Annotated in this window: 28 protein-coding genes; 16 read left to right on the top strand and 12 right to left on the bottom strand. The window is 68.0% G+C overall.

Annotated features, from left to right (window positions below):
* Window position 1: 1 nt before the first annotated feature.
* The 3 genes from PFY01_RS04760 to PFY01_RS04750 all read right to left on the bottom strand — a co-directional run bounded on the left by PFY01_RS04760 (window position 2) and on the right by PFY01_RS04750 (window position 3,650).
* Window positions 2-940, bottom strand: a complete 939-nt coding sequence (locus tag PFY01_RS04760) for an alpha-E domain-containing protein (RefSeq protein WP_039244207.1) — start codon at window positions 938-940, stop codon at window positions 2-4.
* Window positions 940-2,361: a circularly permuted type 2 ATP-grasp protein gene (locus PFY01_RS04755; RefSeq protein WP_017504409.1), complete on the bottom strand. Its 1,422-nt coding sequence runs from the start codon at window positions 2,359-2,361 to the stop codon at window positions 940-942. Before PFY01_RS04755 ends, PFY01_RS04760 begins: the two co-directional genes overlap by 1 nt.
* A gap of 80 nt (window positions 2,362-2,441) precedes the next feature.
* Window positions 2,442-3,650 carry an NAD(P)/FAD-dependent oxidoreductase gene (locus tag PFY01_RS04750; RefSeq protein WP_271042612.1) on the bottom strand — a complete coding sequence of 403 codons (1,209 nt, stop codon included), beginning with the start codon at window positions 3,648-3,650 and terminating at the stop codon, window positions 2,442-2,444.
* An 80-nt stretch (window positions 3,651-3,730) separates the two neighbouring features.
* On the opposite strand from PFY01_RS04750, the gene PFY01_RS04745 reads away from it, so the two are divergent.
* From PFY01_RS04745 to PFY01_RS04685, 13 genes are all read left to right on the top strand, one after another.
* Window positions 3,731-4,021, top strand: coding sequence for a YerC/YecD family TrpR-related protein (locus PFY01_RS04745; RefSeq protein ID WP_066552527.1), 291 nt, complete (start codon window positions 3,731-3,733; stop codon window positions 4,019-4,021).
* 10 nt (window positions 4,022-4,031) lie between these two features.
* A complete protein-coding gene (gene hisG, locus PFY01_RS04740) occupies window positions 4,032-4,913 on the top strand; it encodes an ATP phosphoribosyltransferase (protein WP_055752833.1) in 882 nt (293 codons plus the stop codon).
* Window positions 4,913-6,220 (top strand): histidinol dehydrogenase, encoded by a 1,308-nt coding sequence (hisD, locus tag PFY01_RS04735; protein WP_271042611.1) that lies wholly within the window; start codon window positions 4,913-4,915, stop codon window positions 6,218-6,220. Before hisG ends, hisD begins: the two co-directional genes overlap by 1 nt.
* Window positions 6,217-7,653, top strand: coding sequence for an imidazoleglycerol-phosphate dehydratase HisB (hisB, locus tag PFY01_RS04730; protein WP_271042610.1), 1,437 nt, complete (start codon window positions 6,217-6,219; stop codon window positions 7,651-7,653). The genes hisD and hisB overlap by 4 nt, the downstream gene beginning before the upstream one ends.
* Window positions 7,650-8,252, top strand: a complete 603-nt coding sequence (gene hisH, locus PFY01_RS04725) for an imidazole glycerol phosphate synthase subunit HisH (protein WP_271042609.1) — start codon at window positions 7,650-7,652, stop codon at window positions 8,250-8,252. The genes hisB and hisH overlap by 4 nt, the downstream gene beginning before the upstream one ends.
* Window positions 8,246-8,983 carry a 1-(5-phosphoribosyl)-5-[(5-phosphoribosylamino)methylideneamino]imidazole-4-carboxamide isomerase gene (gene hisA / locus PFY01_RS04720; RefSeq protein ID WP_271042608.1) on the top strand — a complete coding sequence of 246 codons (738 nt, stop codon included), beginning with the start codon at window positions 8,246-8,248 and terminating at the stop codon, window positions 8,981-8,983. Before hisH ends, hisA begins: the two co-directional genes overlap by 7 nt.
* The gene (gene hisF / locus PFY01_RS04715; protein ID WP_271042607.1) at window positions 8,980-9,747 is read left to right on the top strand and encodes an imidazole glycerol phosphate synthase subunit HisF; all 768 of its coding nucleotides are present in this window, start codon (window positions 8,980-8,982) and stop codon (window positions 9,745-9,747) included. The genes hisA and hisF overlap by 4 nt, the downstream gene beginning before the upstream one ends.
* Window positions 9,744-10,367: a bifunctional phosphoribosyl-AMP cyclohydrolase/phosphoribosyl-ATP diphosphatase HisIE gene (gene hisIE, locus PFY01_RS04710; RefSeq protein ID WP_066623899.1), complete on the top strand. Its 624-nt coding sequence runs from the start codon at window positions 9,744-9,746 to the stop codon at window positions 10,365-10,367. The genes hisF and hisIE overlap by 4 nt, the downstream gene beginning before the upstream one ends.
* Before the next feature lie 48 nt (window positions 10,368-10,415).
* On the top strand, window positions 10,416-11,876 hold the full coding sequence (gene zwf, locus PFY01_RS04705) for a glucose-6-phosphate dehydrogenase (RefSeq protein ID WP_271042606.1): 1,461 nt from the start codon (window positions 10,416-10,418) through the stop codon (window positions 11,874-11,876).
* Window positions 11,869-12,585, top strand: a complete 717-nt coding sequence (pgl, locus tag PFY01_RS04700; protein WP_271042605.1) for a 6-phosphogluconolactonase — start codon at window positions 11,869-11,871, stop codon at window positions 12,583-12,585. The genes zwf and pgl overlap by 8 nt, the downstream gene beginning before the upstream one ends.
* 1 nt (window position 12,586) lies before the next feature.
* Complete coding sequence (gene edd / locus PFY01_RS04695) at window positions 12,587-14,476, top strand: phosphogluconate dehydratase (protein WP_165115444.1); 1,890 nt, start codon at window positions 12,587-12,589, stop codon at window positions 14,474-14,476.
* Window positions 14,477-14,506: 30 nt separating this feature from the next.
* Complete coding sequence (gene glk, locus PFY01_RS04690) at window positions 14,507-15,478, top strand: glucokinase (protein WP_066623911.1); 972 nt, start codon at window positions 14,507-14,509, stop codon at window positions 15,476-15,478.
* A gap of 89 nt (window positions 15,479-15,567) precedes the next feature.
* On the top strand, window positions 15,568-15,873 hold the full coding sequence (locus PFY01_RS04685) for a hypothetical protein (RefSeq protein WP_055752822.1): 306 nt from the start codon (window positions 15,568-15,570) through the stop codon (window positions 15,871-15,873).
* 80 nt (window positions 15,874-15,953) lie between these two features.
* Here PFY01_RS04685 and PFY01_RS04680 read toward each other — a convergent pair whose 3' ends face one another.
* Together PFY01_RS04680 and hmgA are read right to left on the bottom strand one after the other, a co-directional pair.
* Complete coding sequence (locus PFY01_RS04680; RefSeq protein WP_271042604.1) at window positions 15,954-16,316, bottom strand: hypothetical protein; 363 nt, start codon at window positions 16,314-16,316, stop codon at window positions 15,954-15,956.
* Window positions 16,313-17,608 (bottom strand): homogentisate 1,2-dioxygenase, encoded by a 1,296-nt coding sequence (hmgA, locus tag PFY01_RS04675; RefSeq protein WP_271042603.1) that lies wholly within the window; start codon window positions 17,606-17,608, stop codon window positions 16,313-16,315. Before hmgA ends, PFY01_RS04680 begins: the two co-directional genes overlap by 4 nt.
* A gap of 114 nt (window positions 17,609-17,722) precedes the next feature.
* Here hmgA and PFY01_RS04670 point away from each other — a divergent pair, with 114 nt between their 5' ends.
* Window positions 17,723-18,226 (top strand): hypothetical protein, encoded by a 504-nt coding sequence (locus PFY01_RS04670; protein WP_045811869.1) that lies wholly within the window; start codon window positions 17,723-17,725, stop codon window positions 18,224-18,226.
* Here PFY01_RS04670 and PFY01_RS04665 read toward each other — a convergent pair.
* Entirely contained in the window at window positions 18,223-18,480 is a 258-nt protein-coding gene (locus PFY01_RS04665; protein ID WP_039244189.1) for an Lrp/AsnC ligand binding domain-containing protein, read from the bottom strand. The genes PFY01_RS04670 and PFY01_RS04665 overlap by 4 nt on opposite strands.
* On the opposite strand from PFY01_RS04665, the gene PFY01_RS04660 reads away from it, so the two are divergent.
* A complete protein-coding gene (locus PFY01_RS04660; RefSeq protein WP_271042602.1) occupies window positions 18,467-19,333 on the top strand; it encodes an alpha/beta hydrolase in 867 nt (288 codons plus the stop codon). The two genes, PFY01_RS04665 and PFY01_RS04660, sit on opposite strands and share 14 nt — an antisense overlap.
* 99 nt (window positions 19,334-19,432) lie before the next feature.
* On the opposite strand, the gene PFY01_RS04655 is transcribed toward PFY01_RS04660, so the two are convergent.
* Entirely contained in the window at window positions 19,433-19,789 is a 357-nt protein-coding gene (locus PFY01_RS04655; RefSeq protein WP_271042601.1) for a hypothetical protein, read from the bottom strand.
* A gap of 148 nt (window positions 19,790-19,937) precedes the next feature.
* Between PFY01_RS04655 and PFY01_RS04650 the strand changes: the two genes are divergently transcribed.
* Complete coding sequence (locus PFY01_RS04650) at window positions 19,938-20,618, top strand: bifunctional 4-hydroxy-2-oxoglutarate aldolase/2-dehydro-3-deoxy-phosphogluconate aldolase (protein ID WP_271042600.1); 681 nt, start codon at window positions 19,938-19,940, stop codon at window positions 20,616-20,618.
* A gap of 14 nt (window positions 20,619-20,632) precedes the next feature.
* Here the strand turns inward: PFY01_RS04650 and PFY01_RS04645 are convergent, their stop codons facing one another.
* The 5 genes from PFY01_RS04645 to PFY01_RS04625 all read right to left on the bottom strand — a co-directional run bounded on the left by PFY01_RS04645 (window position 20,633) and on the right by PFY01_RS04625 (window position 25,776).
* Window positions 20,633-21,145: a periplasmic heavy metal sensor gene (locus PFY01_RS04645; protein WP_271042599.1), complete on the bottom strand. Its 513-nt coding sequence runs from the start codon at window positions 21,143-21,145 to the stop codon at window positions 20,633-20,635.
* Window positions 21,142-21,543 carry a hypothetical protein gene (locus PFY01_RS04640; protein WP_271042598.1) on the bottom strand — a complete coding sequence of 134 codons (402 nt, stop codon included), beginning with the start codon at window positions 21,541-21,543 and terminating at the stop codon, window positions 21,142-21,144. The genes PFY01_RS04645 and PFY01_RS04640 overlap by 4 nt, the downstream gene beginning before the upstream one ends.
* Window positions 21,540-22,112, bottom strand: coding sequence for an RNA polymerase sigma factor (locus PFY01_RS04635; protein WP_271042597.1), 573 nt, complete (start codon window positions 22,110-22,112; stop codon window positions 21,540-21,542). Before PFY01_RS04635 ends, PFY01_RS04640 begins: the two co-directional genes overlap by 4 nt.
* A gap of 65 nt (window positions 22,113-22,177) precedes the next feature.
* Entirely contained in the window at window positions 22,178-22,804 is a 627-nt protein-coding gene (locus PFY01_RS04630; RefSeq protein ID WP_271042596.1) for an EF-hand domain-containing protein, read from the bottom strand.
* Between the two features lie 47 nt (window positions 22,805-22,851).
* Window positions 22,852-25,776 (bottom strand): bifunctional [glutamine synthetase] adenylyltransferase/[glutamine synthetase]-adenylyl-L-tyrosine phosphorylase, encoded by a 2,925-nt coding sequence (locus PFY01_RS04625; protein WP_271042595.1) that lies wholly within the window; start codon window positions 25,774-25,776, stop codon window positions 22,852-22,854.
* Between the last annotated feature and the right edge of the window lie 2 nt (window positions 25,777-25,778).

Here is a 25,778-nt window from a genome sequence, read left to right as displayed (position 1 = left end):
GTCAGACCAGATACTGTTCGTGGACGGCCGCGGCCAAGGCGTTGTTTTCGTTCAGGAAGCCCTGGATGTATTCGTGCAGGCCGGACTGGAAGATGTCCTCGATCTTGGCCTCGTTGAATTGGCTGAGGCGGTTGGAGGCCAGCCGTTGCGCGGGGCCGCGCCGACCGTAGTCGGTCGCCAGCTTCTCCAGATAGCTGACGATCATGCCCTGACATGAGGCCAGCGAGCGCGGCATCTGGCGGTTCAGCACCAGCAGGTCCGCCACCAGCCAAGGCCGCACGCTTTCGCGGTAAACCCAGCGATAGGCGGTCAATGCCGAAACCTCGCGCAGAAGGGTCGTCCACTGGAAGTAGTCCAGTTGCCCGCCCACCCGTTCGCCGGGCGGCAGCAGCAGATGATATTTTACGTCCAGCAGGCGCGCGGTGTTGTCGGCCCGCTCGATCGCCATGCCCAGTCGCAGGAACCAGTAGGCGTCGTTGCGCAGCATGGTCCGCGACGAGGCGCCTTCGACCGCCAGGGACGTCGATTTCACGAAGTCGAGGAAGTTGGTGAAGTCGTCGCGCTTGGTCGGTTCGCCCAGTTCGTTCAGACCGTTCCAGGCGCCGTTGATCGCCTCCCACAGTTCGATGGTCAGGGCGGTGCGCACCGAGCGCGCATTGGTCCGCGCCTTGGTGATGCAGGCCTTGATCGAGGTCGGATTGTCGAAGCCGAAGGCCAGATATTCCCGCACGGACTTTTCCGACACGGTCCGGCCGGTCGCGTCAAAGCCGGCCTTGACCCCCGACGAGGCGATGGCCCCCGCCCAGGCGGTGACGGCGGCCTGATCTTTCGCCGGCAGGGCGGCGAGACGGATCGCCGCCTCCAGAATGCGGGCAAGAAAGTCCGCCCGCTCCATATAGCGGCCGGTCCAATAGAGGCTGTCTGCGGTGCGTGAAAGCATCAGTTGTCCAGCACCCAGGTGTCCTTAGTTCCGCCGCCCTGGCTGGAGTTCACCACCAGCGACCCTTCCTTCAGCGCCACCCGCGTCAGGCCGCCGGGCGCGACGCGCACCCCGGCCGGGCTGGACAGGACGAACGGCCTGAGGTCGACGTGGCGGGGCGACAGGGCGCCGCCGTTCAGCGTCGGGGCCGTCGACAGGCTCAGCGTTGGCTGGGCGATGAAGTCGTCGGGATCGGCGATCAGCTTGGCGCGAAAATCCTCGATCTCGGCCTTGGTCGAGGTCGGCCCGACCAGCATGCCGTAGCCGCCCGATCCGCCGACTTCCTTGACCACCAGTTCCGGCAGCTTATCCAACACTTCCTTCAGGGCGTCCGGCTCGCGACAGCGCCAGGTCGGCACGTTCTGCAGGATGGCGTCCTCGCCCGTGAAGAAGCGGATGATCTCGGGCATGTAGGTATAGACGGCCTTGTCGTCGGCCACGCCCGTCCCGACCGCATTGGCCAGGGTCACCCGTCCAGCGAAATAGGCCGACATCAACCCCGGCACCCCGATGGTGGAGTTGGGCATGAAGGTCAGGGGATCGAGGAAGTCGTCATCGATGCGGCGATAGATAACATCGACGCGCTTGGGCCCCTCGGTCGTGCGCATGAAGACCGTGTCGTCATTGACGAACAGGTCCGTGCCCTGGACCAGCTCGACACCCAGCTTGTCGGCCAGGAAGCTGTGCTCATAGTAGGCCGAGTTGAAGGGGCCGGGCGTCAGCACGACGATGGTCGGGTCCGCCCCTGCCCCTGCCGGCGCCGAGGCCTGCAACGAGCGCAGCAGCATGTCGGTGTAGATCTCGACGGGACGCACGGCGTGTTCCGCGAACAGGTCGGGGAACAGCCGCATCATCATCTCGCGGTTCTCCAGCATATAGGAGACGCCCGACGGCGTGCGGCAGTTGTCTTCCAGAACGTAGAAGCCGTCCTCGCCCGTGCGCACCAGATCCACGCCCGAGATGTGGCACCAGACATCGCCCGGCGGGCGGCGCCCCTGCATCTCCGGCCGATAGTGCGGATTGGTCAGGATCAGATCGGCCGGGACGATGCCCGCCTTGATGCAGTCCTGCGGCCCATAGATGTCTTTCAGGAAGGCGTTGATGGCGGTGACCCGCTGCTTCAGCCCCTTTTCCAGACCGCCCCATTCGTCCGCGCCGATGATGCGCGGCACGACATCGAAGGGGATCAACCGCTCGTTGGATTCCTCGTCGCCATAGACGGCGAAGGTCACGCCCATGCGACGGAAGAACAGCTCCGCCTGGCGCGAGCGCGCCTGCAGCAGATCGGCCGGCGCGTTTTCCAGCCACGCCGCCAGCGTCTTGTAGCTGTCGCGGATCGCACCCGATCCGCCGCCATTCATTTCGTCGAAAGCTCTCGTCATCCGCCCCCGCCGCGTTGAAGTCGCAGCTTGAACGGTCACGAACGTAAAGCGCAACAGTTTTGTTGCACTGCGGCGACGCCTTATCCGATGGCCACCGCCTTCATCGACACCGCCGGATCGGCCAGCTTGTCCACGTCCACAGGCGTCGCCTTGGCGATCAACTGCTTGCCGGCCATGAACTCGGGCGGAGCGTTGACGGCCTCGACGCAGACGATGCGGTCGCCGTTCAGATGGAAGACTGCAAAGCCCGACGCCGTCGGATCGCCGCGCACCACCTGTCGGTCGGCCTCGAACGGCAGGCCGGCGATCTGAAGCTTGACGTCATACTGGTCCGACCAGAACCAGGGCACTTCCGGCGTCGGTCCGGCCCGTCCGACGATGGCGGCGGCCGCCTGTTTGGCCTGCTCCAGGGCATTGGGGACGCTTTCCAGCCGGTGATACACGCCGCCGTGGACCGGAATGGGCCTTCGCGTCATGTCGCCGATGGCGAAGATCGCCGGGTCGCTGGTGCGTGCCTCAGCGTCCACCACCACGCCGTCGTCGCAGGTCAGGCCGGCCGACCGCGCCAGGGCGTCGCACGCCAGGGCGCCGACCCCCACCAACACTGCATCCGCCCGCACCACCGATCCGTCGGCCAGGGTCACGCCGTCGCGGGCCACAGCGACTACCTCAGCGTCGGTCAGGATTTCGACGCCGTGCGCCCGGTGCTGCGCCGTGAAGAAGGCCGACAGGGTCTCGGACGCCACCCGCGCCAGCACGCGCGGCGCGCGCTCGATCACCACCGCCTCAGCGCCCAGGGCGCGCGCCGACGCCGCCGCCTCCAGCCCCACATAGCCGCCGCCGACCACCGCCAGACGCTTGCCGGGCCCGAGGACCGCCTTCAGTCGCTCGGCGTCCTTCATCGTGCGCAGTTCCAGCAGATCGGGATGATCCCCGCCCGGAACCGGCAGTTTGCGCGCCGTCGATCCGGTCGCCAGCAAAAGGATGTCGTAGGCCTCGGACGACCCGTCGTGGAAGGCTACCGTCTTCGCGGCAGGGTCCACCGCCACGGCGACCCTCGAGGGTCGGAAGTCGATGGTCTGCTCGGCGTAGAAGCTCAGAGGCCGCAGCAGCAGCGCCTCCAGATCCGCCTCTCCCTTCAACCAGGCCTTGGATAAGGGCGGCCGCTGATACGGAGGCGCATCCTCCTCGCCCGCCAGCACGATGGGGCCTTCATGCCCATACTGCCGCAGGAACGCCGCGACGGAGCCGCCAGCGTGTCCCGCGCCGATGATGAGAACCTTGGTCATGACGACGCAGATAGTGCGCCACGCACGATCTGTCTCCTCCCCCCTTGACCGTTCCATCGTTACAGCATAGTGGAACGCGCATGACGACCCCGCCCGCCTGTGACGACCTGCATGACGCCCTGCTGTCGATGAAGACGCGCGCCGAGATCGACGCCTTTCTGGCCGATCTTTGCACGCCTGCGGAACTGCGCGCCTTCTCCGAGCGCTGGCAGGTCGCGCGCCTGCTCGACGCCGGCGGCAAATCCTATCGCGAGATCGCCGCAGAGGCCCATGCCAGCCCCACCACCGTCGTCCGCGTCGCCCGCTATCTGAAAGACATGCCGCACCAGGGCTATCGCCTTGCCCTGGACCGCCTGAAAAACAAGAACTGAGTATCCGAATATGAGCACCGTGCAGGGCCGGCTTCGCATCGCCGTCCAGAAATCCGGCCGTCTGGCCGACCGCAGCCTCGACCTGATCCGCGACGCGGGCCTGAAATGGGTCAAGGGTCACAACGACTTGCTGTACCGGGTCGAGAACTATCCGATCGACCTGCTGCGCGTCCGCGACGACGACATCCCCACCTTCGTGGCGGACGGCGTCTGCGACCTGGGCATCGTCGGCGAGAACGTGCTGGAGGAAGGTCGCAACGGCGGGCCGAACGCCTCGATCGTCATGCCGCTGGGCTTCGGTCGCTGCACGCTCAAGATCGCCACGCCTCCAACCCTGGCCTATGACGGTCCGGCCTCGCTGGACGGTCTGCGCATCGCCACCTCCTATCCCAAAATTCTGCGCCGCTTCCTCGACGAACGCGGGGTCAAGGCCGACATCGTGGTGATGCGCGGCGCCGTCGAGGTCGCGCCCCGGCTGAAACTGGCCGCCGCCATCTGCGACCTGGTTTCGACCGGCGCGACGCTGGAGGCCAACGGCCTGGGGGCCAAGGATACGGTTCTGGAAAGCCAGGCCGTGCTGATCCAGTCGCCCGTGGCGCCCGAGCCCGCCTTGCAGCAGCTGTTGGACAGCGTCATCGAGCGGATGGCGGGCGTGGTGTCCTCGCAAGGCGCCAAATATGTCATGCTGAACGCCCCACGCTCGGCCTTGGACGAGATCACCGCCATCCTGCCCGGCGCCGGCTCGCCCACTGTCATGCCCCTGATGGGTCGCGACGATGCGGTCGCCGTCCACGCCGTCTGTCAGGAGGCCGTCTTCTGGGAGACGCTCGAGAAGCTGAAGGCCGCCGGCGCCTCGGCCATTCTGGTCCTGCCGATCGAGAAGATGATGTGATGAAACGCATCGACTGGTCTTCCCTCGACGCCGCCGGCAAGACGGCCGCCCTCGCCCGCCCGGCACAACGCACCGCCGGCGACGTGACCGAGGTCGTGCGCACCATCCTGGACGACGTGCGCCAGCGCGGCGGCGCGGCCGTAACCGACTGGTGCCTGAAGCTGGACAAGGCGCCGCCCCGTCGCATCGCCATCACGCCCGAGGCCGTCGCCGAGGCGCGCAACGCCCTGCCGCCCGGCGACGTGCGCGCCCTGCGCATGGCGGCCGACAATGTGCGCGTCTTCCACCAGGCGACCCGGCCCGAGGACACCCCCTTCGTCGAGACGACGCCTGGCGTGCGCTCGAAACTGGCTTGGCGCCCCATCGCCTCGGCCGGCCTCTATATTCCCGGCGGCACCGCGCCGCTGTTTTCGTCGCTGCTGATGCTGGCCATTCCAGCCGGCGTCGCGGGCGTGGGCCAGCGCGTCGCCGTCACGCCGCCGAACAAGGAGGGCGGCATCCACCCCGCCATGATCCTGGCCGCCGCAGAGGCGGAGCTGGACGCCATCTGGCTGATGGGCGGTGCCCAGGCCATCGCCGCCCTGACCTTCGGCGTCGAGTTGGAAGACGGGGTCATTCCGGCCTGTGACAAGCTGTTCGGACCCGGCAACGCCTATGTGGCCGAGGCCAAGAAGCAGGCCTCCGCCCTGCCAGGCGGTCCCGCCGTCGACATGCCGGCCGGCCCGTCGGAGTTGATGGTCATCGTCGATCGCGACGCCGCGCCCGAGATCGCCGCCGCCGACCTGCTCAGCCAGGCCGAGCATGATGCGGATGCGCAGGTTCTGCTGGTCTCCACCAGCCGCGCCACCATCGACTACATCCTGAGCGAGGTGGAGGTGCAGGTCGCAACCCTGCCCCGCGAAGCCATCGCCCGCGCCTCTCTGAACGAAGCCCGCGCCATCCTGGTGCGCGACCTCGACGCGGCCGCAGAAGTCGCCAACCTCTATGGTCCCGAACACCTGGCGATCCAGATCGACGATCCCGAGCCGCTGGTCGACTCGATCAACGCCGCCGGGGCCGTGTTCGTCGGCCGGTTCGCCGCCGAGACGCTGGGTGACTACGCCGCTGGTCCCAGCCACGTCCTGCCGACCGACGGCGGCGCCCGCACCCTGGGCGGCGTCACCACCGCCAGCTTCATGACCACCATGTCGGTCCAGCTGGTGACCGAGGCCGGCGCCCGTCAGCTTGCGCCCATCGCCGCCCGTCTGGCCCGGATGGAGGGCCTGGAAGCCCACGCCCGCGCCGCCGACCTGAGGGCCGAAGGATGACCCTGCCTGCCCCTTATCCGCCGCTGGTTTCCGGCGGCGAAGGTCTGGATCGCTATCCCGACGACGCCTCAGCCCTCGCCGCTCGCATGGCCGGCGTCTATGGCGTACCTGCCGAACAGGTGCTGCCGGTGCGCGGCCTAACCCACGGGTTGGAACTGGCCTGGCGCCTCGCCGCTCGCGACGGGGGATCGGTCGAGGCCCCGAAGGCCGAACCCTATGACAGTCTCGGCGCCATCTATCCGGCCAAGGGCGAAACGGCCCCAGAGAAAAGTATCGTCGTCATCCGCGCCCTGGGCTCGCCCGAAGCCGTCGGCGAGATGGCCGCCCGCGTCGCCCCCGCCCTGCTGGTGGTGGACGAGGGACTGATCGAGTTCTCCGACAGCGCCTCGGCCGTGACCGTCGTCGCCGATCAGCCGAACCTGATCGTGCTGCGCAGCCTGTCCCTGGCCTATGGCTTAGCCGGCGCCCGCGTCGGCGCGGCGATCGCCCAAGCCCAGACCCTGGCGCGTCTGGCGTCGGTGCTGGAACCCTACGCCCTGCCCGAACCGCTGGTGCGGCTGGCGATTCAGGCGCTCGATCCGTCGCGGATGATCGAGACCGCCGAGCGGATCGCCTCGGTCCGGCGCGAGCGCGAACGGGTCGTGCGCGAACTGGGTCGCCAGATGCCGGTCGAACCGGGCGTCGGTCCCATCATAATGGCTCGCCCAGAGGAGCTTGCCGCCGCCCTGGCTGGTCTGAAAGCCTACGGCGTCGAGGCCGATCTGTCCGGCGAGCGTCTGCGCCTGCCGATCTCGATCAAGTCCGAGGTCAACGACCGGCTGCTCGCCGCCTTCGGCCTGACGCCCGCCAAGCGCCGCCCGGCACGCGTCGGTCAGGCCGTGCGCGACACCAAGGAAACCCGCATCGTCTGCGCCGTCGATCTGGATGCGCCCGGTCCGGTGAAGATCGAGACCGGCGTCGGATTCTTCGATCACATGTTGGAGCAGATCGCGGCCCACGGCGGCTTCTCCCTGCGTCTGCAATGCGAAGGCGACCTGCACACCGATCCGCACCACACGATCGAGGACAGCGCCATCGCTCTTGGTCAGGCGTTGAAACAGGCGTTGGGCGAGCGCAAGGGCATCGCCCGCTACGGCTTCGTCCTGCCGATGGACGAGGCCAATGCGACGGTCTCCATCGACCTGTCCGGCCGCCCCTATCCACTGTTCGAGGGAGCGTTCGAGACGCCATTCATCGGCGACTACCGCACCGACCTGACGGCGCACGTCTTCCGTTCATTGGCCGAGGCCATGGGCGCTGCCGTCCACATCTCGGTCACCGGCCAGGACGACCACCACAAGACCGAAGCCGTCTATAAGGCGTTCGGCCGCGCCCTGCGCCAAGCCATCCGCGTCGAGGGCGACGCCGTGCCGTCGACCAAGGGCGTGTTGTGACCGAGGTCGCCGTCATCGCCTACGGCGCCGGCAATGTCGCCTCGGTCCAGTTCGCGCTGGAGCGGCTGGGCGCGATCGTGCGCCTGACCGACGATCCGACGGTGATCGCCGAGGCTGAACGGGTCATCCTGCCCGGCGTAGGCGCGGCCGGATACGCCATGAAGCGCCTGTCGGACCTGGGTCTGATCGCGCCGATCCGCGCCTTCCCGCGCCCCCTGCTGGGTGTCTGCCTGGGTCAGCAACTGCTGTTCGGATCGAGCGACGAAGGTGACGGCGTCGATCTGCTGGGTCTCATTCCCGGCGCGGTGACCCGGCTGAGACCTGCGGGCGATCTGCCGGTGCCGCACATGGGCTGGAGCCGGTTGACGCGCGACCGCGACGATCCCTTGCTGGAGGGCGTCGCCGACGGCGCCTATGCCTATTTCGTCCACGGCTTCGTCTGTCCCCACGGACCGGCGACCCTGGCGCGCGCCGACTATGGCGGCGTCGTTCCGGCTGTGGTTCGATCCGCCAACCGCTGGGGCTGCCAGTTCCACCCCGAACGCTCGGCCGAGGCCGGGGCGACCATCCTCAAGAACTTCCTGGGCCTGTCATGCTGATCTACCCCGCCATCGACCTAAAGGACGGCGTCTGCGTGCGCCTGATGCACGGCGATTTCGCCCAGGTGACGCATTACGACCAGCAGCCAGCCGCCCGCCTGACGACCTTCGCGGCCGAGGGCGCGGAGTGGATTCACATCGTCGATCTGGACGGAGCCGAGGCGGGCGAGGCGCGCCAGCACGCCCTGATCGGCGAACTGGCCCAGGCCATCGACGTCAAGGTCCAGTCGGGCGGCGGCGTGCGCAGCGCCGACGATGTGAAAAAGCTACTGGACGCCGGCGTGTCGCGCGTCGTCGTAGGCTCCTTGGCGGTGACCCAACCTGAGACGGTGGCCAACTGGCTGGAAACCTTCGGCGTCGAGCGCATCACCCTGGCCCTGGACGTCAAGATCGAGGACGGCGTGCCGGTCCCGGCGCTCAAGGGCTGGACCCAGTCCTCGGGCATGACGCTTTGGGAGGCGCTGGATCGGTATCCCAAGGGGACGGCCAAACACCTGCTGGTGACCGATGTCGGTCGCGACGGCGCCCTGACCGGGCCGAACCTGGATCTGCTGGCCGAAATCCGCAGCCGTCGGCCGGATTTGGTGTTGCAGGCCTCAGGCGGCGTTTCCTCGCTGGACGATATCGCTGCGGTCAAGGCGCTGGGCTGTCACGGGGCCATCGTCGGACGCGCGCTCTACGAGAACTGCTTCACCCTGCCCGAGGCGATCGCGGCGGCCAAACGCTCGTGACGGCGCGGCGGATCATTCCCTGCCTGGACGTGAAGGACGGCCGGGTGGTCAAGGGCGTGAAATTCGTCGGCCATACGGACATGGGCGACGCGGCGGTGCTGGCCGCCCGCTATCGCGATGCGGGCGCCGACGAACTCGTTTTCTACGACATCACCGCCAGTCCCGAGGGGCGGACGCTGGACTACGGTTGGATCAAGGACATCGCCCGACTGCTGGACATTCCGTTCTGCGTCGCCGGCGGCATTCGCAGCGTGGATCAGGCGGCGCGCTGTCTGGACCACGGAGCGGACAAGGTCTCGATCAACTCCCCGGCCTTGGAACGGCCCGAACTGATCGCGGACATGGCGGCGCGGCTGGGCAGCCAATGCGTCGTCGTCGGCGTCGATAGCCGGTTCGAAGACGGCGATTGGGTGGTCCACAAATATACCGGCGACCCCGATGCACGCCGTCATGCCGGCAAACGCACCTTGGACTGGCTGGACGAGGCGCAGAGCCTGGGCGCCGGAGAGATCGTGCTGAACTGCATCGATCAGGACGGCGTTCGGCGCGGCTATGACATCGAGCAACTGTCCGCCGCGCGGGCACGTCTGACCATTCCCCTGATCGCCTCGGGCGGCGCCGGCGCGGCCGAGCATTTCAAGGCTGTGTTCGAGCAGGCCGACGTCTCCGGCGCCCTGGCCGCCAGCGTCTTCCACACCGGCGCCATCGCCATTCCGGACCTGAAACAATACCTGGCCGACGAAGGCCTGGAGATGAGACTGTGATCGACCCGAACACCATCGACTTTGCCAAGGGCGCCGGATTGGTCCCCGTCGTGGTGCAGGACGCCGCCACGCTGCAGGTCCTGACCCTGGCCTATATGGATCGCGCTGCGCTGGACGAGACGATCGCATCCGGCGAGGCCACCTTCTTCTCGCGCTCGCGCGGGGGGCGTTGGAGGAAGGGCGAGACCTCGGGCGACCGGCTTTACGTCGTCTCCATCACGGCCGACTGCGACGCCGACGCCATCGTGCTGGGCGTCAGGCCGGTCGGAAACGCCTGCCACCTGAACCGGACGAGCTGTTTCGGCGAGGCCGACGCGCCGGGCTTGGGTCGGATCGCCCGGCTGGAGCGAACCATCGCCGAACGGGCCGCGGCCGACCCGTCCGAAAGCTGGACCGCCCGACTGATTGCACAGGGGCCCAAACGCATCGCCCAGAAGGTTGGTGAGGAGGGCGTGGAGACCGCTCTGGCCGGCGTCGCCGGCCCGGACGAGGAACTCGCCAGCGAGGCTGCGGATTTGATCTACCACCTGCTCGTTCTTCTCCATGCCCGTAACATGGTGTTTCAGGACGTGCTGGACGTGTTGGCCTCGCGAGCGGAAGCGGCCAAAGACAGCGGCTAGACCGTAAAGGCGTGCGTCCCGACAAATGGGATCATCGAGGGACAAGACATGGCGGCTCTCATTCTGTTTGGCGGCGGCGGCGATCTGGCGATGCGCATGCTTCTGCCGTCGCTCTATTTCCTCGAACACGACGGCCTGCTGCCCGACGGTCTGAAGATCATCGGCGCCGCGCGTTCCGAAGAGAGCGCCGACGACTATATCGCCAAGGTGCACGAGGCGGTGAAGGCGCGCGCCGAGGCGGACAAGGTCTGGGACGAAGCCAGCTGGTCGCGGATGAAGGCCCGCCTGGACTATCTGGCGGTCGACGCCACCTCGCCCGAAAGCCTCAAGCCGCTGAAGGACAAGGTCGGCGACGGCGAGGTCACCTCCTTCCTGGCCGTATCCCCCTCGCTCTATGCCCGCATCGTCACGGCGATGAAGGCGGCGGGTCTAGCGGAAAAGAACTGCCGCATCGTGCTGGAAAAGCCGGTTGGGCGCGACCTGAAGTCCTTCCTCGAAATCGACGACGCCGTGGCCCACGCCTTCAGCGAGAACCAGGTCTTCCGCATCGACCACTATCTGGGCAAGGAGACGGTCCAGAACCTGATCGCCCTGCGGTTCGGCAACACGATCTTCGAACCGTTGTGGAACAACCTGTCCATCGACCACGTGCAGATCACGATCGGCGAGACGGTGGGGGTCGGCGATCGCTGGCCCTACTATGATGAATACGGCGCCTTGCGCGACATGCTGCAGAACCACATGCTGCAGTTGCTGTGCTTGGTGGCGATGGAGACGCCCAGCGACCTGGACCCCGACTCGGTGCGCAACGAGAAGGTCAAGGTGCTGCGGTCCCTGCGTCCCGTCACGGTGGACGAGGTCGAGCGCGTGACCGTGCGGGGTCAGTATGTGGCGGGCGTCTCGGAGGGCAAGGCGGCCAAGGGCTATGACGAGGAGCGCGGTCAGCCGTCGGACACCGAAACCTTCGTCGCCGTTCGCGCCGACATCGACAACTGGCGCTGGGCCGGCGTGCCCTTCTTCATGCGGACCGGAAAGCGCCTGCCCGAGAAGCGCACCGAGATCGTCATCCAGTTCAAGCCGGTGCCCCACTCGATCTTCGATCGCGACGACCGTGGCGAGGTTCAGGCCAACCGCATGATCATCGAGTTGCAGCCCGAGGAAGACATCTCTCTGACGGTGATGAACAAGCGGCCCGGCCTGGATCAGCGCATGCAGTTGCAGCCGATCAAGATGAGCCTGTCGTGGGGGGTGGACGGCAAGTCCGCCGCCCCGCCGCGCCGCCGCATCGCCTATGAGCGTCTGCTTCTGGATGCGATGGCCGGAGACTCGACGCTGTTCGTGCGCCGCGACGAGGCCGAGCAGGCCTGGAAATGGGTGGACGAGGTGTCTGAGGCCTGGGCCGAATCCGGTCTGAAGCCCGACGACTACGTCGCCGGAACCTGGGGTCCCGACAGCGCGGACATGCTGATGGCCCGCACCGGCCGCGACTGGAATACGACCGATGTCTGAGACCCCAACCATCGAAGCCTTCGCCTCCGTCGAGGCCTGGGCCGAAGCCATCTCGGCGCGTCTGGCCGAAACTCTTGGCGCGGCCGTCCGCGACCATGGCCAGGCCCTGTTCGCCGGTCCGGGCGGTTCGACGCCCGCGCCCGTCTATCGCCGCCTGGCGGCGACAGATTTGGACTGGTCGAAAATCGCCGTGACCCTGGTGGACGAGCGGTATGTGCCCGAGACATCGCCTGAATCGAACGCCCGGCTCATTCGCTACGTGCTTCTTCAGGACAAGGCGGCGACGGCGCGCTTTATCCCGCTCTATACGCCCGAGGTCACCGTGGACCGTGCGGCCATCGTGGCGGCCAAGGCCCTGGCCGATGCCGGCGGGCGGTTCGATGCGGTGCTGCTAGGCATGGGTGAGGACGGCCATATCTGCTCCATGTTCCCCGAAAGCCCGACGCTGAAGACCTTGCTGACGCCGACGCTGAAGCCCACGGTGCTGGGCGTGCCGCATGGGCGCGACGGCATGGCGCCGACGATCGAACGGCTGTCGATCAATCTGCCCTATCTGATGTCGGCGGGCCGGGTGATCCTGGGCCTGAAGGGCGCCGCCAAGCGTCGCGTCTTCGAAGAACAGGCTCAGGGCGATCCAAAGATTCAGCCCATCGCCGCCCTGATCGCCGCCGGCGTTCCCCTTGAAGTTTTGTGGACGGAGGAAGGCTGAAATGGCGCTTCATCCTACGGTCGCCGCGGTCACCGCCCGCATCGTCGAAAAAAGCCGCGAGACCCGCGCCGACTACATCCGTCGCATGGACGCGGCGCGCGACAGCGGCGCCGGCCGCGCCAAGCTGAGCTGCGCCAACTGGGCCCACGCCTTTGCGGGCCAGACCATCGCCGACAAGCTGACGGCGATGGACGGGTCCAAGCCCAACCTGGGCATCGTCACCGCCTATAACGACATGCTGTCGGCCCACCAGCCGTTCGAACGCTTTCCCGACGTGGTGCGCAAGGCCGTGCGCGAGGTCGGCGCCACGGCCCAGGTCGCGGGCGGCACGCCCGCCATGTGCGATGGCGTCACCCAGGGTCGTCCCGGCATGGAGCTGTCGCTGTTCAGCCGCGACCTGATCGCCATGTCGGCGGGCATCGCCCTGACCCACGACGCCTTCGACGCCGGTCTGATGCTGGGCGTGTGCGACAAGATCGTTCCGGGCCTGTTCATGGGCGCCCTGGCCTTCGGCCATCTGCCGGTCGTCTTCGCACCCGCAGGCCCGATGCCATCGGGCATTCCGAACGCGGAAAAGGCCCGGGTCCGGGCCGAATATGCGCAGAACAAGGTCGATCGTCAGACCCTGCTGGAAAGTGAGATCGGCAGCTATCACTCGCCCGGCACCTGCACCTTCTACGGCACCGCCAACTCCAATCAGATGATGATGGAGCTGGGCGGACTGCACATGCCCTCCACCGCCTTCGTCCATCCCGACACCGGCTTGCGCGACGCCCTGACGGCGGCGGCGGCGAAACGGGCGGTCGAACTGGCCCGCAGCGGCGAGTGCCGCATGGCCGACGTCATCGACGAGAAGTCCATCGTCAACATGATCGTGGCCCTGCTGGCCACCGGCGGCTCGACCAATCACGCCATCCACCTGGTCGCCATGGCGCGGTCGGCGGGGGTTCTGATCGACTGGACCGACATGGACGAGCTGTCGTCGGTCACGCCGCTGTTGGCGCGGGTCTATCCCAACGGCTCGGCGGATGTGAACGCCTTCCAGGCCGCCGGCGGCGTCGCCTTCATCGCGCGTGAGCTGGCGATGGCGGGCAATATCCACACCGACGTCACGACCATCATGGGTCAGGGCATCCAGGCCTATTTCCAGGAACCGTCGATGGTGGACGGCGAGCTGGTCTGGCGCGATGGGGTCCAGGAAAGTCTTGATCTCGATATCCTGCGCCCGGCGTCCAATCCCTTCGACAAGGAGGGGGGGTTGCGTCTGGTTCAGGGTGACCTGGGTCGTGCGGTCATCAAGATCTCCGCCGTCAAACCCGAGAACCGCATCGTCGAGGCGCCCGCCGCCGTGTTCGAAACCCAGGAAGATGCGCTCCAGGCCTTCCGAGACGGCAAGCTGTTCCGCGACGTCGTCGTGGTCCTGCGCTTCCAGGGACCCAAGGCGAACGGCATGCCGGAACTGCACAGCCTGTCGCCGGCCCTGTCGGTCATTCAGGACAAGGGGTTCAAGGTCGCCTTCGTCACCGACGGCCGCATGTCGGGCGCCAGCGGCAAGACGCCCGCCGCCATCCACGTCAGCCCGGAGGCCCTGGCCGGCGGTCCGCTGGCCCATGTTCAGGACGGCGACATCATCCGCCTGGACGCCGAAGCTGGCGTTCTGACCACCGTCGGCGTTCCCGACCTGACCGCCCGTCCGCTGGCCGCCCGGTCCGCCGCCAACGCCGAGGGTTCGTCCTGGGGCTATGGCCGTGAACTGTTCGGCGCCTTCCGCCATGTGGTCACGACGGCCGAACAGGGGGCGACGGTCTGTTTCGCCCTGCCGACCGGTTCGCGCGGCAACGACGACACCCCGCCCAATCCCAACTTCGTCGATCGGACTGTGGACGCCTGATCCACCGAACCGAGCGCAGGAAACGCCCCAATGAATGACAAGACCCTTCTCGTCGGCGATGTCGGCGGCACGAACGCCCGGTTCGCCGTAGCCCGAATGGTGGACGGCAAGCCCGTGCTAGACCACCACGAGAGCTTCCCGGCCGAGACCTATCCGACCTTCCTCGAAGGCGTCGCCGCCTTCATCGACGGCTGCGAGGTCAAGCCGACGGGCGGCGTGATCGCCGTCGCCGGCCCGGTCACGGACGGCGCCATCGACCTGACCAACTCGCCCTGGCAGGTGTCGGAGGCGGAGCTTCAGACCCTGGGCCTGAAGCCCGTCAAGCTGATCAACGACTTCGAGGCCCTGGCCTGGGGCGCGCCCATCGTGCCGGAAGATCAGTTGGAAAGCCTGGGCGGCCCGGTCGACGGCGATCCGCACTGCACCGTCGCGGTGCTCGGCCCTGGCACCGGCTTCGGGGTCTCGGCCCTGGTGCGGGATGCGGCCGGCAAGGAAATGGCCATGCCGTCCGAGGGCGGGCACGCCTGCTTCCCCCCCGGCGATCCGGTCGAGGACGAAATCCTGCGCATCCTGCGTCGCCGCTATGACCGGGTGTCGATCGAGCGCCTGATCTGTGGGCCGGGCCTGCTGAACATGCACCGGGCCCTGGCCGAGATCGACGGACGCGAGACCCACATCGACGATCCGGCTCAGATCACTGCAACGGCCCTGGCCGATCCGAACAGCCCGTGCGGCGCGACCCTGGCCCGCTTTTGCGCCATCTTGGGCGCGGTCGCCGGCGACATCGCCCTGACCACCGGCGCGCGCGGCGGCGTCTATATCGCCGGCGGCATCGTTCCGCGCATCCTGCCCTTCATCAAGGCCAGTCCCTTCCGTCAGCGGTTCGAGCGAAAGGGCCGGTTCAAGGAGTATATGCAGGACATTCCGACCAAGGTGATCATGCATAAACACGCCGCCCTGCTGGGCGCTGCGCGGGTCGCCTTCGCCCAGTCGGAGGGCTGACGCGACGACGATCACGAAAATCTCACGGCGGCGTGAACCGAACCGTCACCGTAGCGTTTGAGAGTTTCCACCTAGGAGAGGAACCTCAAATGAAAAAGTTCGCCATCGCCGCCGCTTCGGTCTTCATGCTGGCCGGCGTCGCCGCCTGCGGTGAAAGCGCCGCCGACAAGGCCGCTGAAAAGCAAGCCGACGCCATCGAAGCGACGGGCGAAGCCCGCGCCGACCAACTGGAATCGCAAGCCGCGACCGCTCCGACCGCCGCTCAGGCCGACGCCCTGAACGCCCAGGCCGATCAGGTCGAGAAGAACGCCGACCGCAAGGCCGACATGGTCGAGCAGCAAGCCGGCAACGCTGATGGCGGCGCGACGACGGCCAACACGCCTTCGACCCACTAAGGTCTGGCGACCGACTAAATCCGTTTACGGATGGATCAGCCCCCGTCGTTCGCGACGGGGGCTTTTTCGTGCCTGCGACCTCAGTCGATGCACAGGGTCGGGCCGGCCTTGCCGTCCTTGACCGTCGTATTGCAGCCGAAACGGTCGCTGGTCGCCTGGCAGACACCGGTCGCCGCCGTCCCCGGCGTCACGCCGCTGTTGCCCTCGATGCGGCAGTCGCCCTGGCACTGATCGCCGTCGGTGCAGCGCTTGCCGGCGTCGGCATAGCTGATGACGCACTGCCAGGATTGCATCCGCCCGACCTGTTTCATCGTGCCGCCGCGCGTGGCGCAGGACGCGGCGTCGGCGCTCTGCATCGGCGCATCCGACGCCGCGCCCGTGGTCTGGGGCGAGCAGGCGGCGGCCAGAAGCGCGACGGCGGCGATGAGGGAAATGCGGATCATGAGATCTGTCCTTTGGTGAAGCCTGACCAGACGTCGTCGTAGTCGAGCTGCATCTGCGGTGATTCCGACGCCCATTTCGTGACGCGGATCGGCATGCGCGTCTCGAACATGAAGGCCAGGGTGTTTTCGATCTTGTGGGGCTTGAGTTCAGCCTTGATCGCGCCGTCATAGCTGGCCTGATCGGGGCCGTGGCCGCTCATGCGGTTGTGCAGCGATGCGCCGCCTGGCGCGAATCCGCCCGCCTTGGCGTCATAGGCGCCGGTCACCAGACCCATGAACTCGCTCATCACGTTGCGATGGAACCACGGCGGGCGGAAGGTGTCCTCGGCCACCATCCAGCGCGGCGGGAAGATGACGAAGTCGATATTGGCCGTGCCGGGCGTGTCGGACGGACTGGTCAGGACGGTGAAGATCGATGGATCGGGGTGGTCGTAGCTGACGGTGTTGATCGTGTTGAACCGCGCCGTGTCATAGCGGCAGGGCGCCAGATTGCCGTGCCAGGCGACGACGTCCAGCGGGCTGTGATCGAAGGTCGTGGCCCACAGGCGGCCGCCGTATTTCTGGACGCACTCGGTCGGGCGATCCACGTCCTCATAGGCCGCAACCGGCGTCTCGAAGTCGCGCGGATTGGCCAGGCCGTTCGAGCCGATAGGTCCGAGATCCGGCAGGCGGAACGGACTGCCGTAGTTCTCGCAGACATAGCCGCGCACCGGCCCGTCCACCTCGACACGGAACCGCACGCCACGCGGGATCAGGACGATGTGACCCGGCTGGGCCTCGATGACGCCGAACTCGGTGACGAAGCGATGGTCGCCTTCTTGAGGCACGATCAGCAGTTCGCCGTCGGCGTCATAGAAGACCCGGTCGGTCATCGATCGGTTGGCGACATACAGGTGAATACCCGCCCCGGCCCCGCCGTCCGGCTCGCCGTTGCCGCCATAGGTCGTCAGCCCCTCGACCCAGTCGGTCGCAGCCTGCGGCATCGGCAGCGGGTCCCATCGCATCCGGTTGGGATTGGGCGGCGTCTCGTCGAACGGACCGGAGCGGACCCGCCCCTGATCGAAGGGGGTGTACGGCCCATGCTGGGCCGACGGACGCAGACGATAGAGCCAGCTGCGCCGGTTCTCGGCGCGCGGCGCGGTGAAGGCGGTGCCGGACAGCTGTTCGGCATACAGGCCCATCGGCGTCTTCTGCGGCGAGTTTCGGCCCACCGGCAGGGCGCCGGGCGCGGCCTCGGTCGCGAAATGATTGCCGAAACCGGTCATGTAGGCGGGCGCGTTGGATCGCGTCATGTCGTGTCTCCCTATGCCCCTCGTTTAGCCGTCCCCGGCGCCAGCGTCACCCTTTGCCCGTCAGGCAACAGCTTGGCGGTTGGCGCGTTGCTGTGGCCTCGCGGAGGGATTTCCATGACCTATCTGACCCGGGCGGTGTTCGCCTTCGCCAGCCTGCTGCTGTTGCTGGCGGCCATGGCCCTGATCGGGTTCGGGGTGAAGGATGCGCTGCACGGCATCGGCTCGCCCGACAAGTCCGGCGCCGACGCGGTTCTGGACGTGCTGGGCTATGTCATCGTCGCCATCGCCGTCTTCGACGTGGCCAAATACATCTTCGAGGACGAGGTGCGGCGCGGCAACGAAAAGCGCAGCGCCGCCGAGGCCCGGCGCAGCCTGACCAAGTTCCTGTCGACCATCGTCATCGCCCTGTTCCTCGAAGCGCTGGTCGTGGTGTTCAAGACGGCGCGCGAGGACGTGGCGCAGTTGCTTTATCCCACCGCCCTGCTGATCGCCTCGGTGCTGGTGCTGGTGGGCCTGGGCGTCTTCCAGCGCCTGTCGGCCACGGTCGAGGAAAAGGTCGGCGACGACGACGAGGCCGAGGATCGCAAGGACAAGGTCAGGCGAAAGGCCGCGCCCTAGCCTTTGCTCGGCAGGAAGGGCGAGAAGGTGATGACGGTGAAGGTGTCGCGCACGTGCGGCCGCGTCTGGACCTGTTTCGTCACGAAGGTGCCGATGTCGGCGTCGCGCGGCAGGTTGAACTTGGCCAGCAGGTCGTGCTGACCCGAGGTGGAATAGACCTCCGAGACGTTCTCGACATTGTCCACGATATCGGCCGCCACGTCGTTGGCGTAGCCCAGCTCGCATTTGATGAAGACGAAGATGGCGGTCATCATGGCGGATCAGTCCTTTGGTTCGAGGGCGCTTCTAGCGGACGAAGACGTGACGGGTAAGCCGCAAGACACAGACGCCGTGCTGGAGGCGCAATACAACAACCGCGCCCTGGTCCCCGACCATCCCGCCGTGATGGCGTGCTGGAAGACGGGATCGGAGACCGCCCGCGCCGCCCATCCGCCCCAGGTCCTGAAATACGGCCCAGGCGAGCGCGAGCGGATCGACTGGTTCGACGCCGGGGACGGCGCGCCGGTCTTGGTCTTCCTGCACGGCGGCTACTGGCAGGCGCTGGATGCGGGCTGGTTCAGCTTCGTGGCTCCACCCCTGCTGGCCCACGGAGTCAGCGTCGCCATCCCGACCTATGACCTGGCGCCCAGCGTGCGGCTGGGCCGGATCGTCGATCAGGCGCGGGCGGCGGTCGACCTGATCCGCGACCGGACCGGCGATGCGCCGGTCGTCAGCGGCCATTCGGCAGGCGGCCATATGGCGGCCTGCCTGCTGGCTGACGGGCGGGCCTCGGCGGCGGTCGCCATCTCGGGCGTGTTCGATCTGGAGCCGCTGATCCCCACCTCGCTCAACATCGCCCTGGACCTGAATAGGGCCGAGGCCCAGGCCCTGTCGCCGATCCGCTGGCCGGCGCCGGCCGGCGCGGTTCTGGACTGCGTTTTCGGCGGTGCGGAAAGCGAGGCCTTCGTGGATCAAAGCCGCGACATGGCCACGCGTTGGGGCTACGCCGGGGCGAAGACACGGTTCGAGCCCCTGCCCGACCTGAACCATTTCACGGTTCTGGATCCGCTTTTCAATGCCGAGAGCGCCTTGGTCAGGCGGCTGGCCGACCTGGCCCATCGACGCTGAGCAGCAATCAGACCCAGCGTCGAAAAAGTGAGTCTAATTGTCTAATTCGTATGAAATCCCCCGCTCCCCCCCTGACAGATGGGCTTGAGCGGCGAGGCTTCAAGAGGGGCGGTCGGCGCGCCAGATGAAGACGAAGTTGCGGTGTTCGGCCCAGGTCTGACCCTCGACATGATCGCCCGCAAGACAGGCCGCCGTGTGATAGGGGCCTGCGCCGTCGGTCGTTCGGAACGAGACGCACAGCCGGCCGTGCTGGCGCTTCCATCGGCCCGCCTCGATCCGGCTGTTGTAGAAGTCGCCCGTCACGACGCCGTCGGGCTGGAGCGTGAGGTTCATGGGCTGGCGGTAGGGCTGGGCCGGATCGGTCGCCAGATCGACGGACCAGGCGCCGTCCATGTCGGCGGCGGGCGGCGGGTCCTGAACGGTCAGAAGGACGACGACGGCGAGGGCGGCGAACATCCTGCTGCTCCAAGAGGGGAATGAGCGAACGACGGTCCGCCTTTCGCCACACGCCGTCAAGAGAACGCCCGCGCTAACGCGGTTTGACTTGACCTTGCGTTCGCGACAGCGGAGGTCGAACGCGAACCTATCGCAGAGGAACCCGTCCATGGCCCATGATCGCGTCAGCGTGCTTCAGGCGCTTCAGACCCAGGGCGTGTGCCCGGTCTTCTATCATCCCGACGCCGAGGTCAGCCTGAACGTCATCCGCGCCTGCGCGCGCGGCGGGGCGCCGGTGGTCGAGTTCACCAATCGCGGCGACTTCGCCTGTGACCTGTTCGGTGAGATCAATCGCGAACTGATCAAGACGGATCCGAACGTGGTCTTGGGCATCGGCTCGATCGTCGATGCGGGGACAGCCTCGCTTTATCTGAACCGGGGCGCGCGGTTCGTGGTCAGCCCATGCCTGATCCCCGACGTGGCCAAGGTCTGCAATCGGCGCATGGTCGCCTATTTCCCCGGCTGCGGGTCGGTGACCGACATCGGCGAGGCGCACGAGCTGGGCTGCGACATCGTCAAACTGTTCCCCGGCTCGTCGGTCGGCGGCCCGGACTTCGTCAAGGCGGTCAAGGGCCCGATGCCCTGGGTCAAGATCATGCCGACGGGCGGCGTCGATCCGGACGAGGCGTCGATCGCCAAATGGTTCGGCGCGGGCATCGTCGCGGCGGGTATGGGCTCCAAACTGGTGACCGATGACGCCGTGAAGTCGAGCGACTGGGCCGCCATCGAGGCGTCGGTGCGCTCGGCGGTGAACGCCGTCGCCGCCTTCCGCGCGTCCAGAAAAGGCTAAGCGCTGAAGCGCCGTCAGCGGGGCGCGCGGTCGTCCGGCTGACGGTGATCCGGCCCGTGCGCGACGGCGCGACGGGCGGCGCCCTTACGCTGAAGGATCGGGGCCAAGGCCTTGCGCTCCTCGGGCGTCAGCGTCGCCAGCACGGCGACCGCGCCGTTTTCCAGACGCGTGCGGCCCCGCATCTCGGCGGCTCTGGACTGTTCCAGCAGGCTTTCGACCCGGGCCGCGTCCAGGGTCGGCTGACCGGCGATGTCGATGGCCTCGCGCCGGGCGGCGCGGGCCGCCTCGAAATCAGGACGCGCCGCCAGGGCCGATTCTCGCAGCGAGGTGCGCACGCGCTGGCGTACGGCCGGATCCAGATCGGCCAGCACCTCGGCCAGCGGTCCCTCGCGCCCCGGACGGCGTTGGTCCTCGATCCGGCGTTCGATCCGGTCGCGATTGACGACATAGGTGACACCGCCCGCCACGGCGAAAAGGTTCAGGGCCACCGAGACGGCCAAGGCGATCTTCAGGCTCTTGGACGTCATCCCAACAGTTCCGTGTCATCCACGCCCGTCAGCGAGGATTGATAAAGCACCGCATCGGCGCGCGCGTCGGCGGTCAGATGGGTGGTCAGGCCGACGCCGGCGACCACGCCCGCACAGGCCGCGGCGGCCCAACCGGCGCCCAGATACCAGATCGCCTTGCCCAGACGGCCTTTCGCCCGGGGCGCAGCCGCAAGGATGCGCGCGGTCAGGGCGGCGGACGGGATAGGTTCGGGCGCGGCGTCGAGCAGCGCGTCCAGCGCGGCCGCCTGATCCAGCACCGCCTTCAGCGACGGATCGGCGGCGATCAGGCTTTCGGCGAAGGCGCGCTCGGACGCGGGCCACCGACGCAGGTCGGCGCCATAGGCGTCCGCCAGTTCGTGCAACCGTTCCGCCTTCATCGTCCGTCTCCTTTAATCGACCCCGGACCGATGTCCGAAAGGGCCAGACGCAATGCGCGACGACCGCGCGACAACAAACTCTCCAGCGCCTCGACGCTGATCTCCATCAGGGCCGCCGCATCGATATTCGACAGCTCCTGATAATGGCACAGGACGATGGCCTCGCGCTGTCGGTCCGGCAGCCGTTTCAGGGCCGCCGTGACCCGTGCGCCCGTCTCGGCCGCCAGCAGACCGCGATCCGGCGCCGGGCCTTCGTCGGGACGATCCGGCGGCGTGTCGGTCGGGATTTCGCGCCGACGCCTCAGCCGATCGTAACAGAGGTTCAGCGCGACCCGGTGCAGCCAGGTGTCGAACCGGGCCTTGCCGGGCATCCATTTGGGCGCCTGACGCCAGGCCTTGAGCATCGTCTCCTGGGCCACGTCCTCGGCCTCGACGGCGTCGCCCAACATGCGCTGGGCCAGCGACAGGATGCGCGGCAGCTTGCGCGAGACGAGCGTCTGCGCCGCCGCCGGGTCGCCCTGCCCAACGCGTCGCACCAGATCCTCGTCGGGGTCGACGATCGCGACCAAACCTGCCTCTTCCGCTACTGACGAAAGGGACCGGTGCGTTCACGACGGCCGACCCCGACACCGTCTTACTCCGAAGCCGGAACGGGGGAAGCGGGTTGTTGCGCCTGGCGGGCCGCGCGGCGTTCCTGGCGATCCGCGCGTTGAGCGGACATGGCCGCCCGGCGCTCGTCGGCGGAGATCACGCCGTCGCGGTTGGCGTCCATCTTGTCGAACCGCTCGCCCAGCTTGGCGGAGGCTTCGGCGATCACCACTGGCCCGCGTTCGCGTCCTTGTCCGCGCATGGCGTGATGCGCGCCGCCGCGACGGCCCTCACGATGACCGGCGCGCTCTGCGCGCGGACCGCGATCCGGGCGGGCGGCATGGCCAGCGTCGAACTCGGCCCGGCTGATGGAACCGTCGCCGTTCGCGTCCAGCTTGGCGAACCGGTCGCCCGCGCGTTCGGCGCGACGGGCCTGCATGGCGGCGGCGCGCTCTTCGGGGCTGACCACGCCGTCGCGGTTCGTATCGAGCGCGGTCAGGCGCGCGATGCGCGCATCAACGAACTCGGCGCGGGTGATCTGGCGGTTCGGATCCCCGCGCGAATGATGCGGCGCGGGCGCGGCGGCGGGGGCCGGGGGAACCTGTGCAGTCGCGGCGCCGGCGGCGGCGGCCAGAGCGATGACGCCCAAGCCGGTCAGAAAGGTCTTTTTCATCTCGATCATCTCCACGGGCGCGTTTGGCGCCCTTTGACATTGCCCTGTCAGGAGATTGAACGCGGCGTTGCGGATTCTCCGTCGCGGCCTGCTGGAACCGCCCGCTCGAAGGCCTTTCGCGCTCGCGCGCGCAAGTCGGTCAGCTCGGTCTTCAGCGTGGCGAAGTCCGGCGCGCCGGCGGCCTCGGCCAGGCGCAGCTGGAAGACGCTGGGCTCGCCCTCCGGATCGACCCGCCCCTCGAAGGCGGCGGCCAGAAGATGGGCCAGCCGCTGCTGCACGCGCCAGGCCTCGGCCAGGACCGGGTCGTCGTGCAGGGCCTCAAGCGTCGACAGGGTCAAGGGCTCGCCGATGGCGGCGGCCTGAAGCTGGCGAAATTGGGCGGCGAACTCGGCGTCCACCTGCCCGCCCGGCGAGAGCTTCAAGTCCCAGAAGCCGTGCGGGCGACGCTCGCGATCCATCAGGCTACGCATCTTTCGGACATCTGCGGCGACATCGACGCCGGGACGCGGGCGACGCAGGGCCGCCTCGATGGCGGCCGAAACCTGGGCGCCGAACTTGGGATCGCTGGCCCAGACCACGCGGGCGCGGGTCAGAACCATGAACTCCCAGGTCTCGGCCTCCTTGGCGTAATAGGCGTCAAACGCCTTCAGCCGCACCGAAACCGGGCCCTTGGAGCCGGTGGGGCGCAGGCGCATGTCCACCTCATAAAGTCCGCCCTCCGCCGTATGCGCCGACAGGGCCGCAATCAGCCGCTGGGTGAAGCGGGCGTAGAAGACGTCGGCGGTCCAACCCTTGATCTCGGACATCGCCTCGGCCGGCGCCTCGTACAGGGTCATCAGATCGAGATCCGATCCGGCGGTCATCTCGCGCGAGCCGGCCTTGCCCAGGGCGACCACGGCCACCGCGCCGGGAAAGGCGCCGCCCAGCCGTTCGGCCTCGGCCAGCGCCGCCGGCGACAGGGTGCGCATGGCGGCGTCGGCAAGGGCGGCGTAGGCGCGGCCCGCCGCCTCGGCCCCAGCCCGGCCGGTCAAGGCGTGGATGCCTATACGAAACATCTGCTCGCGGTGCAGGCGGCGCACGGCGTTCATGGCCCCTTCGAAATCTTCGGTCTCGCCCGCCTCGCGCAGCATCTGTTCGGTCAAGCCGGTGTCTTCGGACAGATCGACCAGGAAGCGGGCGTCCAGCACGCCGTCCAGCGCCGCCGGTTGCCGGCCAAGCGTCCGGGCGAGACGCGGTGCGAAGGCCATGACGCCCAACACCATCTCGAACAGTTTGGGCTGGTTCAGGAACAGGGCCTGGACCTGCACGCCCGCCGCCAGGCCGGAGAAGAAGACGGCGAAACGCCGGAACGCCTCGTCCGGCGCACCGGATCGGGCCAGGGCCTCCAGCAGGCGCGGAGCCAGGCGGGTGAACAGTTCGCGCCCCCGCGCCGTGCGCGTCGCCGGGATGCGGCCGTGGTGCCAGCTGCGGATTGTGTCAGCGACCGACGACGCCTCGGAAAAGCCCATGCGACGCAGGGTCTCCAGCGTCTCGGGATCGTTCTCGACCCCGGTGAAGACCAGGCTGCCGTAGCTGGAGTCCAGATCTTCGCCGCCCTCGAACAGTTCACCATAGCGGGCGTTGACCCGCGCCAGCAGGGCCTCGACCTGGCCGTCGAAGGCGGCCAGGTCGTTCGAACCGGCCAGGGCGGCGACGGCGGCGCGGCGCTCGGCGTCCTCGGGCAGGCGGTGGGTCTGCTCGTCGTCGAGCATCTGCACGCGGTGCTCCAGCCCGCGCAGCGCGACATAGGCGGCCGACAATTCCTCGCAGACCGCCAGGGGCACATGACGCGCGTCGGCCAGGGCCTTCAGCGCCTCCAGCGTGCGGGGCTTGCGCAAAGCCGGATCGCGGCCGCCCAGGATCAGCTGCTGGGTCTGGGCGTAGAATTCGATCTCGCGGATGCCGCCGCGACCCAGCTTCAGATTGGCCCCGGCGGCCTGCAGTCCCTCGCCCGTCTTGTGGACGTGGATCTGTTTCTTGATCGACTGGATGTCGAGGACGGCCGCGTAATCCAGGCTGCGCCGCCAGATGAAAGGGATCATGGCCTTCAGGAACCGGCCCGCCGCGCGCATGTCGCCCAGCACCGGCCGCGCCTTGATGAAGGCCGCCCGCTCCCAGTTCTGGCCCACGCTCTCATAGTAGGCCAAGGCCATCGGCCCGGCGACGACCGGCGGGGTCGAGGACGGGTCCGGCCGCAGCCGCAGATCGACGCGGAAAACATAGCCGTCGCCCGTCCGCTCGGTCAGCAGGGTGGCGATCCCCTTGCCGACGCGATTGGCGAAGTCCTGCATTTCCTCGCCGTCGCGCAGGGCCAGGACCATCAGGCGCGGCTCGAAGAAGAGGGAGATGTCGATGTCGGACGAATAGTTCAGTTCGTTGGCGCCATGTTTGCCCATGGCCAGGCCGAACAGGCCGGGAATGGGGCCGCGCGGATCGCCGGGCGGCGAGATCAGCCGGCCGCGCGTCCTCTGTTCGGCGGCGACGGCGCGCAGGGCGGCGCGGCAAGAGGCGTCGGCGAACCGGGACAGGGCGTCGGTGACCTGGTCCAGATCCCACACCCCGCCCAGATCGGCCAAGGCGGTCAGCAGGTGCAGGTCGGCCTTCAGCACGCGCAGCGGGGCGCGCACCGCATCCGGTTCGGCGTCCAACGCGTCCGTATCGCGAATGATCCGCTCCAGCGCCTCGACCGGATCGGCTTCCAGCAGGCTTCGCAGATGGGCGGGGCGACGGCGCATCAGACCGGCGAGATAGGCCGAGGCGCCGGCGACGGGCGCCAGGGCGGGCCAGGCGGCGTCCAGAGCATCGCGCCAGCCGTCGGCGTCGGCGGCTTGAATCAGGGTTTCGTGCAGGCGGTCGGCGGCGGCGATGTTCGTGACCGGACCGGCAGGCGTGAGGCTGTCAGCCAACGGGATCGAGGATTGTGGATGGGCCATCA

This window comes from Brevundimonas vesicularis, from assembly GCF_027886425.1.
GTDB lineage: Bacteria > Pseudomonadota > Alphaproteobacteria > Caulobacterales > Caulobacteraceae > Brevundimonas > Brevundimonas vesicularis_C.
This window is presented reverse-complemented; position numbering and strand designations above follow the sequence as displayed.